The sequence below is a fragment of the Myxococcus sp. CA005 genome (assembly GCF_006518205.1).
Classification (GTDB): domain Bacteria; phylum Myxococcota; class Myxococcia; order Myxococcales; family Myxococcaceae; genus Myxococcus; species Myxococcus xanthus.
In genome coordinates, this window is record NZ_SRLV01000010.1 from 32943 (window position 1) to 45617 (window position 12675).

Consider the following 12675-nt stretch of genomic DNA (forward strand, 5'->3'; position numbering starts at 1 on the left):
CGGAAGGCGGGCGCATGGAGTCCCGACACGCGCCCGCGCACGTCGGCGTCTGGCTTCAGGCGTTGACGCCCACACCCACCGGGCAGCTCACGCCGGTGCCGCCCAGTCCGCAGTAACCACCCGGGTTCTTCTCCAGGTACTGCTGGTGGTAGTCCTCGGCGAAATAGAAGGGCGGAGCAGGGAGCAGCTCGGTGGTGATGGCGTCGAAGCCCCGGGCCGCCAGCGCCTTCTGGTACGCGTCACGGCTCGCCACGGCGGCGCGCTGCTGGGCCTCGCTGGTGAAGTAGATGCCGGAGCGGTACTGCGTGCCCACGTCGTTGCCCTGGCGCATGCCCTGCGTCGGGTCATGGCTCTCCCAGAAGACGCGCAGGAGCTGCTCGAAGGACACCTTCTTCGGGTCGAAGACGACGCGGACGACCTCGTTGTGCCCGGTGAGACCGCTGCACACCTCGCGGTAGGTGGGGTTGGGCGTCGGGCCTCCGGCGTATCCCACCGCCGTGCTGTACACGCCAGGCGTCTGGTAGAACTTCCGCTCCGCGCCCCAGAAGCATCCCAGGCCGAAGTAGACCTCCTCCAGGCCTTCCGGCACGGGGCCCTTGATGGGCGTGCCCAGCACCTCGTGCTTCTCCGGGACGGGCATCACATCCGAGCGGCCCGGCAGTGCTTCCTCCGGGGTCGGAATCCTCAGCTTCTTGGTCGGATTGAAGAACATGCCCTACGCATAGCGGCCTGGCGTGCGCGATTCACCCCCAGAAAGGGCAGGCGTGCGGGCAGAGGGTGGCAGGCCGTCCCGCCTGCCGCGCTGCTTCATGCGTCCCCGAGCGTCGTGAGGGTGCGGGGCCAGTGGACGGTGAAGGTGGTGCCCTGGTCCCGGTTGGAGCGGACCTCCACGTGCCCCCCGTGTGCGCCGACAATCTGGCTGACGATGTAGAGGCCCAGGCCCAGGCTGCGTTTCTTCCTCGCGACGTCCTGCGGTGGCGCGGCTGCGGGCATGTTCTTGAACGGGTCGAACAGGCGCGGCATCAGCTCGGCCGCAATCGGCTCGCCGGTGTTGTGGACCTTCAGCACCACCTCATCCGCCTCTCCGCGCACCGTGACACACACCGGTCTGTCTTCCTGGCCATGCTGGATGGCGTTGGCCACCAGGTTGCCCAGCACCTGTGACACGCGGTCCGGGTCCCAGTTCCCTCGGGTGTCTCCGCTCGCCTCGAACACCAGCGAGCGCTCCGGGGCGCTGACCCGGAGCTCCTCCAGCGTCGCCTGGCATACCTCCACGAAGTCCATGGGCTGGCGGGCCACGGGAAGCCCCCCGCCCAGGCGGGTGCGGGCGAAGTCGAGGATGTCCGTAATCATGCGCCCCATGCGCGCGGTGGCCTTGCGGATGCGGTCCACGGCGCGACGCTCGGGGGGTGTCAGGTCCTCGGACCGCGTCAGTTGGAAGGCCGAGGCGTTGATGGCGTTGAGCGGGTTGCGCAGGTCGTGTCCCAACACCGCCATGAGTTGTTCCCGGAAGTCCACCGCCCGCTGGAGCACGGCCTCGGCCTGCTTGTGGTGGGAGACATCCACCACCGTGCAGCTCAAGCCCAGCACCCCTTGGTCGGGCGTGCGGATCGGGTGGAAGCTGGCCTGGAAGGTCCGGGCATCTCCAGGGATGGTGAACTCGACGGCGTCCACGGGTTCACCTGTCTCAATCGTGCGGCGGAACATGGGCTCGAACGTGCCCACGGCCGTCACGGGGGCCATCTCCCGGAAGCGGCGGCCCAGGTGGGCTTCCGGCGAGTGGCCATCGATGTCCGCCAAGGCCTGGTTGATGCGCACGAAGCGCAACTCCCGGTCCAGTTGGGCGATGCCCAGAGGTGTGGAGGCCAGCAGCGCGTCCAGTTGCGCCAGCGAGCGCTGGGCGTCCGCGTGGGCCTGGCGCTCGCGGGCCCGGAGCCGGGCCTGCACCAGGTGCGCGGTGGCTCGCTGCGCCATGGTCCGGAACAAGAGGGCGTCCGGCTCGGAGAAGACGAAGGCGGTGCGCGAGCACATGTACGCCACGCCCAGGAGTTGGTCGCCATCCAGCAGGGGCACGCCGTACACGGCGCGCAGTCCTTCCTGCTTCAGCGTGGGCAGCGCCACGCGAGGGTCCGTGGACGCTGAGCGCAGCGTCAGGGGCTGACGCTGGCGGAGCACCTCGCCCACGAAGCCTTGCCCACGCTCCAGCGACACGCCGAGCGCCTCGTCCGCGCCCAGGCCCACCGCGGCGCGCACCACCAGCGCGTCGCCTTCCACCAGCACGAACGCCGCCGAGTCGACCGAGAGCGCGGACTCCGCCAGGACGGTGAGCAGCCGCGAGGGGAGGCTGGCCATGGAAGGGCTGTCCAGCGTGGCCTGCGTCATCCGGTCCAGGGCCTGGAGGATGCGCTGCCGTCCCTGGGAGAAGGACGTCACCGTCCGGGTGACAATCCGGTCCAGCGCGTCCTCCATCCGCTCCAACTCGCCCGGCGCGGGGTAGGCCGCTTCGGCGTCCATCCTGCGGAGGATGCACTTGCGCAGGAGCGCGTACTCGGACGCCACCTGGCCCAGGTCGAAGCCGGCGTCCAGCCGGGACATCGCGTGCTCGTCCGGCACCGTGGTGAGGATTTCGTCCGGGCCGTGGTCGATGAGGTCCGCGAGCATGTCGAGCAACTGGGGCATGTGGTCCAGCAGCCACGAAGGCTGCGCCGCGTGTCCCACGTGAAGCGTCCGCATGGCCCGCTGCCAGTCCTCCAGCACCTCCTCCTGGTGGGCGCGCAGGAACGCCGCCGTCTTGAGCGTCCGAGCCCCGGAGGCCTCCTTGTCGCCCGCTGTGCGTGGCTCTGTCTCCAGCATCACCGGCCTCCCGAGGCCCTGGGGCCGCCCACCCCGCCGTTCACTTCCATTCTGGGGACGATGGCGCCTGCGTGCCTCGTCCCACCGTCGCTGGATGCGGGCCCGGTGGATGCCACCCCGGGCGGCACGGCGGCGCACTGTCCGCTCGGACGTCCAACTTCGGGCGCTTGCCACCGTGTCCGTGTGCTGGGGAGCTGTGGGCCCGCACGGGCTCGGTTAGGGTGTCTGCAAGATGCGCACGCTCCTGCTGACCCGCTCCGACGTCTCCCGCAACCTGCAGGCTCCTCTCTTGCTGGAGGACATGCGAGAGGCCTTCCGCACCGACGCCCTGGCACGCACCGTGGCACCGCAGCGCGCCCGGGCCCCCCTCCATGCCGAGGGCACCGCCCTGGTGCTGTTCCCTGGCAGCCTGCCCTCCATCCCCGCCTACTCCGTGAAGGTGCACGCGAAGTTCCCTGGCCAGTCGCCGGCGATTCGAGGCGTGGTGCACCTGCACGACGTCGCTACCGGCGAGGTGATGGCGGTGATGGACGCCGGCCACCTGACGGCGGTGCGCACGGGCGTGGTGGGCGCGCTGTCGGCGGACGTGCTGGCGCGGCCGGACGCGAGCCGGGTGGCGCTCATCGGCGCGGGCCGGCAGGCGGTGCTGCAGCTCAAGTCGTTGCGGCTGGTGCGCTCGCTGACGCACGTGCGGGTGTTCGACACGGCGCCGGAGCGCTCGCTCGCCTTCGCCACGCGCATGTACCAGGAGTTGAACCTGCCGGTGCGGATGGCGGAGTCCCTGGAGGAGGCCGTCTCCGACGCGGACATCATCGTGACGGCGACGTGGAGCCGTCACCCCTTCCTGCACCCCGGCATGGTGCGGCCGGGCACGCACATCATCGCGCTGGGCGCGGACGAGCCGGGCAAGGCCGAGCTGTCCGCGGAGCTGCTCCGTCAGTCCCGGTTCGTCGTCGACCACCGGGGCCTGGCGGTGTCCACCGGCGCCGCGGGCGCGGTGGGTCTGGGTGAGGAGTCCATCCACGCGGAGCTGGGCGAGGTGCTGGCCGGACTGAAGTCCGGGCGCACGTCCGAGGAGGACGTCACCGTCTTCGCGGCGGTGGGGCTGCCCTTCCAGGACCTGGCGGCGGCCTGGCACGTCTACCAGTCGGCCCAGGGCGACGATGCCGTGAGTGGGGTGGACTTCGACGCATGAGGCACAGGGTGCGGGGGCTCCTGTCGCGCATCGGCCTGACGCGGCCCGCGCTGCGCGCGTGGGCGATGTACGACTGGGCGAACTCGGCCTTCATCACCACCGTCGTCACGGTGGTGTTCCCGCTCTACTACGCCTCCGTGGCGGCGGAGGGGCTTCCGCGCGAGGTGGCCACCAGCCGCTTCGCCACCGCCACTGCGGTGGCGCTGAGCGTGGTAGCGGTGTTGTCACCGGTCCTGGGCGCGCTGAGCGACCGGGCCGGACGCATCAAGCACATGCTGGGTATCTTCGCGGGCCTGGGCATGGTGTCCACGCTGGCGCTGGCCACGGTGGGGCCGGGTGATTGGGCATGGGGCCTGCTGCTCTTCGGTCTGGGCAACGTGGGCGTGACGGGCAGCATCGTGTTCTCGGACGCGCTCTTGCGGCACATCGCCAGGGACGACGAATTGGATCGTGTGTCCACTGCGGGCTACGCGCTGGGCTACCTGGGCGGCGGTCTGCTGCTGGCCGCGCAGTTGGTGCTGCTGATGAAGCCCCAGTGGTTCGGACTGGCGGACGCGGGGGCCGCCTCGCGCGTGGCCTTCGCCTCCGTGGCGGTGTGGTGGGCCCTCTTCTCGGTGCCCCTCTTCCGGCGCATCCCCGAGCCGAAACCGGACGTGTCCATCCAACGTCCCCCGCTGTCCCTGCGCGGCATCTTCACGCAGTTGGCGGGCACGCTGGGCGGGCTGCGCCAGCACCGTCAGGCCTTCCTGTTGCTGGTGGCCTATCTGCTCTACAGCGACGGCATCGGCACCATCATCCGCTTGTCCACGCTGTACGGGACGGAGCTGGGCATTGGCCGGGGCGCGCTGATTGGTGCGTTGCTGCTGACGCAGGTGGTGGGCGTGCCGTGCGCGGTGTTGTTCGGCCGGGCCGCGGGGCGGGTGGGGGTGAAGCGCGCGCTGATGTTCGCCCTGTCGGTGTACGTGGGGGTGACGTTCCTGGGCTACTTCATGCGCACGCCGGTGCACTTCTTCGCGCTCGCGTTGCTGGTGGGCATGGTGCAGGGCGGCAGTCAGGCCTTGAGCCGTTCACTCTTCGCGCAGATGGTGCCCCGGGACAGGGCGGCGGAGTTCTTTGGCCTCTTCAGCGTCTTCGAAAAGGTCACCGCGGTGGCGGGCCCGCTGGTGTTCGCGGCCACGGTGGAGCTGACGGGCTCCAGCCGGCAGGCGGTGCTGTCCCTGCTCTTCTTTTTCGTGTCGGGCGCGGCGGTGCTGTCCCGGGTGGACGTGGCCGCGGGGCGACGCGCGGCCCGTGAGGCGGAGGCGCGTGCCGGATGGCGCGGCGACGGTGCACCGGAGGCCACCGCTGCCCCGGAGGGCGCGCCGGACGCGAGCCGCGGCGTCTGAGCCGTCAGTGCTTCGTGGGCGGGACTTCCCGGGGCGCGGAGAAGAGGCTGTCCCGTCCGTGGTTGAGCAGGACTTCTCCGCCCACGACTTCACGCACGTCCGCCAGGGACACCGCGAAGTCATGCCGGCGGATGAGGCCCTTCTCCACGATGAGTTCATCCCCCGTCATCTTGATGATGCGTCCGAGAACGTGCCCGTCGTTGCCGCGCACCTTCATCCCCTTGTGGATTTCCGAACGACTGAACATGGTTGCCTCCCCCAGGGCGGTCCGTGGAGCCCCGTGCGCGAAAGCTGGCTTTCACCCCGCAAGCTGGCAGCGGACAGGCGGGGCGCCGCACCGGTGAAGCCCGCGTGAGACGCACGGCGAGCAGGCGCTCGGTCAGGGCGCCCGTGGGCGGCTGCCTGGTTGCCCGGCGTTCCACCCGTGCGGGGCTCTGGCCTGGGTGGCCGCCCGCCAGGACGTGTCCATCTTCGCCCCTGGGAGGTGCATATGGTCGTTGGTTTCTTGGCGTCGCGGCCGGGGCGGTGGCTCCGCATCGTGACGGGCGCTGGGATGGTGGTGGGCGGACTGGCGTCGGGGACGTCGCGAGGCGCGGCGGTGGCGCTCGTGGGCCTGGGGCCCCTGGTGGCTGCGGCCCTGGACTGGGTGCCCATGGCGGCGCTCTTCGGTCTGCCCATGGACGGCCCGACGCTGCGGCGCGAGTTGGGTGTGTCCGACGAGGCGTCGTTGTTGGAGGGCTTCCCTCGCGCGTCCATGCGGGACGTCTCGCCGACGCTTCACTGAGCAAAGGCCCGCGGTGCCGGCCTTGGGGGCTCATGGGGATACGGGCTCCGCGGCGGCATGGGGCCACGCGGGAGAAGTCAGGGCGCTCCAGTCCTGTCCACGCGCCCAGTCCTCGAAGGTGTGCCAGCGGACCTCCGGGAAGCGGTGCCGCAGCGTGAGGACGTCCGCCTGGTAGCCCTTGCGGTCCAGCCACTCGTACATGGCGGCCAGGTCCTCGCTGCGCTCGCGGATGTAGTCCAGGGGAAGTTGCTCGTAGTGGATGCGGTGGCCGCTCACCATGGACAGCAGCCCGGCGGCCTGCTGGCCCGTCACCTCGTCGGAGGCCACCTCGATGCGTTGTTCCTCGAAGCGCTCCGGCTCCTCCATGATGCGGACGGAGAATGCCGCGAGGTCCTCCAGGGCCACCATCTGCAGGCCGCGCGTGGGCCACAGTCCCATGGCGAGCACGCCCGCCTTCAGCCCCTCTTCGAACATGCCGCTGGTGAAGTTCTCCATGAAGAAGGTGGGCCCGAGGATGGTGTAGGGCAGGCCGCTGCCGCGCACGTGCATCTCGATGCGGTGTTTGCTGTCGAAGTGGGGGATGCCCGTCAGGCGGTCCGCTCCGGCCACCGACGAGTAGACGTAGTGCTGTACGCGCGCGAGCCGGGCCGCGTCCGCCAGGTTCTTCCCGTGGCGGACCTCCGCCTGCACGCCGCCCGGGCCAAAGGGCGTGGCGGTGGCGAACATGGTGTCCATGTCCTGGGCCGCGTGGGCGATGGAGTCCAGGTCGTCGTAGTCCCCGACGACCAGCTCGGCGCCGAGCGACTCGAGCTCGCGGGCCGTGGGGGAGTCCGGGTGGTGGATGAAGGCGGTGACGCGGTGGCCGCGCTGCAAGAGCTTCCGTGTGACGGCACCCCCCTGCTGGCCAGTAGCGCCGGTAACGAGCACGGAGCGTGAGAAACCCATGGGCATGTGTGCACCTCGTGACGTCAGATGTCCGGAAGTTGGGGATGACGGACGCCGCTGGCGAGCACACCGTGGGCGCATCGAGCCTCACGGCCAGGGGTTGCCGGGCCAGCAGGCGACCTGGGGTGCCTGCTTCCCTGGCGCGCTACCACGTCGTTCCGAAGACGCTTGGGGGCACTCGGTGCCTGCTTGGGTGCGGCGCCTTCTCTTGGGAAATGCCATGGTCCCGCCCACGATGAGCAAGCGTGACAAGCTTCAGGACTCCGAGCTGGTGGTTGCCGCCCGGGCACTCGACGCGGAGTTGGCGCGCTTCGAATCCCAGGCCGAGCAGCTCGAGAAGGCGCCACTTCAATCCGAGAAGCACCTGGAGCGCGCGTCGGCGATGCTGCAGGGGCTGGCGGACCTGGACGAGCAGCTCCGGGGGCGGGTGACGGCGCTGGTGGGGGCCATCTCGAAGGTGAGAGATCGGCAGCAGGCGCAGGCCGAGGCCATCCACCTGCGTGCGCAGGAGCTCCAGCGGCGCACCGAGGTCTTCAAGGACCTGCTCGTGCGTTATGGCGCCCTGGGACAGAACGCGGGCGAGCTGAACGTGCAGATGCAGCAGTTCGCGCAGCAGCGGCAGGCGGCGAAGACACCGGAGGAGAACGCCGCGCTGGCGGGGACCTTCCAGGCGCTCCAGGAGCGGATGTCCCTGGTCGCGGACGAGGCCCATTCGCTGGCGCAGGCCGCGGAGGAACAGGCGTTCCTCGACGTGGCCCGGCAGGCGGACTCCCTGCGTCAGCAACTGTTGTCGGCGCGGAACAAGATGTCGCTGTTGCAGAAGAGCTTCGGCGGCGGGGCGGCTAGCTGAGGTACGTGGGGGCGAAGTCGTCCGGGCTTTCGATGGGGCGCCGTCCCGAGAAGCCGTCGAGCAGAGCGTGCCAGTGGGAGACGGCGGGGTCTCCGAAGCGCCAGCACAGGTAGACCTGCTCACCGCCCCGGTGGGCTCGGAAGTCAACGAGGCCGTCGGCGCCCTTGATTTCGAGGCCCATCTCTTGGAGCTGGAGGAGCTCGCCGCGGATGCGCTCGAGGAGGGTGTCGCGCTCGTCGCGCAGGGAGGCCAGGCTCGGGTCGTTGGGCTTGGGCGCGGCGCCCAGTTCATCCGCGAGCTGCTGGGCACGCTCCACCCACGGGCGGACCCGCTCGAAGGTGCGCGTCAGCAGCGGCACCAGCCGATTGGCTTCTTCCACGCTGAAGTAGCGCATTCCCTCGAGCATGCATCGGTATGGCCCATCGCCGCTACTGTCCTGGCGCGGGGGGGACGTCTGCCTGTCGCCCATTCAGCGCTGGGCTGTGTCACGGGGGGAATGGGATATAAGCGGCTATCAGTCACTTCAAGTCAGCCTTTGCTGCTTGAATCCGCCTCACATGGAGGACTCATTGTCTGTGAGACTTGCGGCGGCGTTCGTGCTGTGCTCGCTCGGATGTTCGAGTGCTTCGCTCCAAACGGAGGCGTCCGACGACTACGGGTTCGAGCCTGGGGGGCGGCACGTATGGGTACGTGGCCCTTGGACGGACATCGAACCGTCCAGTGACGTGGACGCGGTTATCGACCAGCTATGCCCTGCGGTGATGCGACTTCCTCGCGCAAGGGAACGAGATTATGGCCAGGAATACTGTGGCCTTATCTACTCCTTGGGCGACGGAGTCTTCTATGCCAGCAAGGGCTCGCCCTTGGGGGAAACGCAGTTGGTGGGAGCCTCCAGGCGAAAGTCGTGTTTTTCGCCTCGTCGTGTAGTCGATGGGCGTGGACGAACTGTTCCCTTGGCGGATTTCCATAGCCATCCCTGGTCACCTTCGCCCATGTCCCCCAAGGACCGACAGGGTGGCAATCAGCGATGGTTCATCAGGATCCAGTTCGATACGTCATGTCACCTCCAAAAGCTGATACCCCATATTGGCGAGACGCGACCAGGTGAGGTCTATGAGCGTGTGGACAGACGATGGAAACTCGTGGGGATCATCAAGCCCGAGAACAAGGCAGTTGGCCGCATCACCGCGATTGAGAACGTGCGAGACTAAGATGCGCAAGGGTTTGCTCGTTCCGCTCTGCTTGGCGTTGCTTCCAGGCTGCGCGTTGTTTCGGCCCGCGCCTCGGCCCGCGAAGGCGCCTCCCGACGAAGCGGCTCGCTACCGATTTCCCGTTGTGCTTCCCACCGATGGGCAGCACGTCCTGCCAGGCGCGATTGCCGCTGCCATCGCATTCGCAATGGAGGACTTTCTTCCGTTGGGGGCGAAGCCGCGTCGAGGCGCTACTCCCACGGAGGTTTGTGCCTCCCAGCGCCAGTCCTACGACGTGACGGCTGTTCCTGGGGCGAATGCCGTGGTCTTCGTCAGCTTCTTGGCCCGGCCGGACGCATGCCGCGACATGGAAGGGCCACCTCTCTCGGACGTTCCCATCGTGTACGCCGTGGATACGGCTACGTGGGTCATTCTCTCCGTGCAGAAGTAGCGCGGCCCGCGCCAGCCGCCTCCTCGCTATCGGCCGCGCAGCAGGGATGCGTGATTGTCGCCCAGCCAGCGCTGGGCTGTGTCACGCAGCGGGAACAGGGCTTCGCGCTCGCGAAAGGCCGACGTGTGCTCGGGTGCGCAGCGGCCCTCGTTGCCCGTTCCGTCGTCGAGGTCCGCGTGCAGCATCGCGTGGAAGACGAGGTAGTCCACCACGAAGGCGGGCACATGCGGCCGGTCCAGCGCCGGGTGGATTCGAATCTCGCGTAGCCGCGCGTCATAGCCGCCCACGTGGATGCTGCGACGCTTCGTGCCCGCCGGCTTGCGCGCCCAGCCCACGTCCACCTGCACCCGGCCGTCGAACCAGCTCGCGTTGAGCCGCGTGAAGATGGCCTGCAGGTCGAAGCAGCGGCCCCGCGTGCGCAGCGGCTTTCCCGGCCGACGCTCCCTGCGGACTCGCTCGTTGTGCGCGTGCGCGTAGGACTCCAGCACCTCGCCCGCCTGCGCATCCGCCCGGCCCGCATAGGCCGCCATGGCCTGCACCACTGCGTCCGGTGCTCCCAGGAAGAGGTGATGGATGCGCAGCCGCAGCCCCTCCTCACCCCGGCGGAAGCTCACCAGAGTGGCCCGGTTGTCCGTGAGCCGTAGGTGAACCGGCAAGCCAAGAATCGAAGACAACCGCCGTGCCAGGTCCGCCGCCAGCGGCAGGGCTTCCTCGCGCGCGGGGAGTCGGCTTTCCGGCACGCTGCTCGCGCGCTGCTCCGTCGCCAGTGGCAACGCTTCATCACGCTCATGCACGGGACGCCGGTCCTCCGCGCTGGTGCCCGCGCGCTGCTCCGTTGCCAGAGGCAACACTTCCTCACCCGAGGGATGTCGGCGCTGCACGCCAGTGCTTACAGGCCGCTCCGCCGCCAGTGGCCGCGCTTCCTCACGCGCCGGAAGCCTGCGCTGCACGCTGGTGCTCGCGCGCGGCTCCGCCTCCACGTCCGCGCACTCAGTCGCCGCCGTGTCGAACAAGCCCAGCTGTGAGGTCGGGTGCGAGGACATCCACCTTCAAAGGTAAGCCTCCTGGCGCAAGGATTCCAGGAGGATGGTTGCTCCCCGGGCGGAGAGGCGGCAGTCGCTGTTCGGAAATGTCGGGGGTTTTGCTTCGTCGCCGCCTTGCTCAGGACGTGCGGCAGAGCCGGTCCACCCGGTTCAGCATCGTGGGCGTACGAGACGCCCCATGCATCCGCCGGATGTGCTCCGCCGCAGTGGCCGCGTCCATACCCGCCGCTCCGACGAACAACGGCCGCAGGCTCTTCCCCCGCAGCACGGGCACCGAGGGCCCCGTGGTGACGTAGGCGGTCTTCGCCACGCCAATGACGGGCACCTCCCGGTTGAGCGCTTCGTACAGGTGCGCCCCCAGCCCGGGCCGGTCCTCGCCGAGCCACGCGTAGCCATCCACGATGATGGCCTCCAAGGGCACTTCCACCCGCGCCAGCACCCGGAGCAGGTGCGGCAGCTCGCGGCGGTAGAACTGCCCGGGCTCGTACGGCGCGGCGGGAGGCCCATGCTCCACCAGGTGCGAGACCTCGTGCCCATCCGTCCAGTTCCGGAACAGCACGCACCCGGCCACGGTGAGTTCGGGGCGGTAGTCCACGTCCACGCAGGCGAGCATCGTGCCGTCCTCCTGTCTCAGGGCGCCTGGAAGTTCTCGAAGGTGACCTGCGCGGCGCGAAGTTGCTTCACCATCTCCAGGGACGGTGTTTCCGTGGTGCGGTAGCGCGGGGGCCACAGCTCCGGCACCGGCGTGAGACAACGGCCCGCGATGCGCTGCACCTCCCGCCACGGCACGGTGAAGAACTCATCACCTTCCGCCGCGGGACGCACGGCGACCATGTCCGCCTCCGGCAGCAGGGCGTCCACGTCGTGCGACCAGACACACCAGGAGATGGGGAACTCGTCCCGCTTGCGCGCCGTCGCGCTGTAGCTGGCGACGAACAGGTCCACCTCCTGTTCCGCATGGAGCGCGTCGAGCTCCTCCTTCTGGGCGCTGTACTCCGCCAGCGCCAGGCGGACGTGGGCCAGCCGCACCCGGTTCGCCAGCACGTCCTGACCGGGATGCACGTAGGGCACCACGCGTCCCGCGTCGTCCACTGTGTACAGGGCGGGCGTCAGGCATCGGGACGCGGCCGCGTACTCCCGCTCTGCGCTCTCGGTCAGCCGTGCCACCAGCTCCGGACGCGCGTCGCCACCGATGAGCAGGGTGGAGCGCTCCGGGAGGATGGCGATGGGTCGGCCCTCCACGCGACTGGCGAAGGACGCGAGGAACCCCGGGCGCAGCAGCCGGGACGTCTCGTAGGTATCGCGCGTCTCCACCGTCCACAGCGGGCCGTGCTCCTCGTCGTAGAGCTCCACGCCTTCGTCCGGGAGCCGGGCCAGGTTCGCGTGGGCCGCCGTGAAGGCTTCGTCCTCGGTGACGCCCCAGGTCTCCAGGTGCCGGCGCTGGACGAACATGGCGGACTCCGGCAGGTCCATCACCAGCAGCTCGCGCAGGAAGGGCAGTGTCCGCCGTCCCACCATCTCCCGGTCCGCCTCCGCCGGCTTCTGCAGCGACATGCCGAAGGTGGACGCGCGCAGCACGGGCAGGAGCAACTCGCGGGCCTGCTCCCAGTGAAGCGAATCCGGCGACTCCTGCCACAGCGCGCGCAGGTAGCGCTGGATGAGCTGGACGCGTTGCTCGGGCGGCAGCTCGCGCGTGTCCGCGAAGAGGTTGTCCAGGAAGAAGGTGCCGTCACTTCCGGCACGGGTGATGTCCAGGCCGTAGTCCTGCGTGCGCCGCTCCACCTTCTCTACCGCCGGGTCGGCGCGCAGCAGCGCCTCCACCTGCCGCATCAGCGCTTCGCGCGGCTCCACCGCCCAGGCCTTGGAGGGGCCGGGAGGAACCTCGCCGGCCGCTGGTGTCTTCCTCCCGAAAAGCCTGCCCCAGAACCCCATTCTCGCTCCCACGTGTGTGTCCGCGGCGAGGTTATGTCCGGTGGCCC

Annotated in this window: 12 protein-coding genes; 4 read left to right on the plus strand and 8 right to left on the minus strand. The window is 69.4% G+C overall.

The annotated features are described in order from the left end of the window. Positions 1 to 55: 55 nt before the first annotated feature. Positions 56 to 712, minus strand: a complete 657-nt coding sequence (gene msrA, locus FMQ63_RS06400; RefSeq protein ID WP_011556979.1) for a peptide-methionine (S)-S-oxide reductase MsrA — start codon at positions 710 to 712, stop codon at positions 56 to 58. A gap of 95 nt (positions 713 to 807) precedes the next feature. Next, complete coding sequence (locus FMQ63_RS06405) at positions 808 to 2853, minus strand: ATP-binding protein (RefSeq protein ID WP_216608629.1); 2046 nt, start codon at positions 2851 to 2853, stop codon at positions 808 to 810. A 232-nt stretch (positions 2854 to 3085) separates the two neighbouring features. Between FMQ63_RS06405 and FMQ63_RS06410 the strand changes: the two genes are divergently transcribed. Together FMQ63_RS06410 and FMQ63_RS06415 are read left to right on the plus strand one after the other, a co-directional pair. After that, a complete protein-coding gene (locus FMQ63_RS06410) occupies positions 3086 to 4048 on the plus strand; it encodes an ornithine cyclodeaminase family protein (RefSeq protein WP_011556977.1) in 963 nt (320 codons plus the stop codon). Beyond that, a complete protein-coding gene (locus tag FMQ63_RS06415; protein WP_216608630.1) occupies positions 4045 to 5433 on the plus strand; it encodes an MFS transporter in 1389 nt (462 codons plus the stop codon). The genes FMQ63_RS06410 and FMQ63_RS06415 overlap by 4 nt, the downstream gene beginning before the upstream one ends. Before the next feature lie 4 nt (positions 5434 to 5437). Here FMQ63_RS06415 and FMQ63_RS06420 read toward each other — a convergent pair whose 3' ends face one another. Then, a complete protein-coding gene (locus FMQ63_RS06420) occupies positions 5438 to 5680 on the minus strand; it encodes a DUF2171 domain-containing protein (RefSeq protein ID WP_011556975.1) in 243 nt (80 codons plus the stop codon). A 243-nt stretch (positions 5681 to 5923) separates the two neighbouring features. Here FMQ63_RS06420 and FMQ63_RS06425 point away from each other — a divergent pair, with 243 nt between their 5' ends. After that, positions 5924 to 6217 (plus strand): DUF2892 domain-containing protein, encoded by a 294-nt coding sequence (locus FMQ63_RS06425; protein ID WP_225909615.1) that lies wholly within the window; start codon positions 5924 to 5926, stop codon positions 6215 to 6217. Positions 6218 to 6247: 30 nt separating this feature from the next. On the opposite strand, the gene FMQ63_RS06430 is transcribed toward FMQ63_RS06425, so the two are convergent. Then, positions 6248 to 7168, minus strand: coding sequence for an NmrA/HSCARG family protein (locus tag FMQ63_RS06430; RefSeq protein ID WP_011556972.1), 921 nt, complete (start codon positions 7166 to 7168; stop codon positions 6248 to 6250). A gap of 229 nt (positions 7169 to 7397) precedes the next feature. Between FMQ63_RS06430 and FMQ63_RS06435 the strand changes: the two genes are divergently transcribed. Then, a complete protein-coding gene (locus FMQ63_RS06435; protein WP_026114088.1) occupies positions 7398 to 8012 on the plus strand; it encodes a hypothetical protein in 615 nt (204 codons plus the stop codon). On the opposite strand, the gene FMQ63_RS06440 is transcribed toward FMQ63_RS06435, so the two are convergent. The 4 genes from FMQ63_RS06440 to FMQ63_RS06460 form a co-directional block, all read right to left on the minus strand. After that, positions 8005 to 8481, minus strand: coding sequence for a DUF2203 domain-containing protein (locus FMQ63_RS06440; protein WP_011556970.1), 477 nt, complete (start codon positions 8479 to 8481; stop codon positions 8005 to 8007). The two genes, FMQ63_RS06435 and FMQ63_RS06440, sit on opposite strands and share 8 nt — an antisense overlap. 1198 nt (positions 8482 to 9679) lie before the next feature. Next, entirely contained in the window at positions 9680 to 10696 is a 1017-nt protein-coding gene (locus tag FMQ63_RS06450) for a hypothetical protein (protein WP_011556969.1), read from the minus strand. A 118-nt stretch (positions 10697 to 10814) separates the two neighbouring features. Then, positions 10815 to 11309 (minus strand): endonuclease V, encoded by a 495-nt coding sequence (locus FMQ63_RS06455; protein WP_011556968.1) that lies wholly within the window; start codon positions 11307 to 11309, stop codon positions 10815 to 10817. Between the two features lie 17 nt (positions 11310 to 11326). Beyond that, a complete protein-coding gene (locus tag FMQ63_RS06460; protein WP_225909614.1) occupies positions 11327 to 12547 on the minus strand; it encodes a DUF1444 family protein in 1221 nt (406 codons plus the stop codon). Positions 12548 to 12675: the final 128 nt, after the last annotated feature.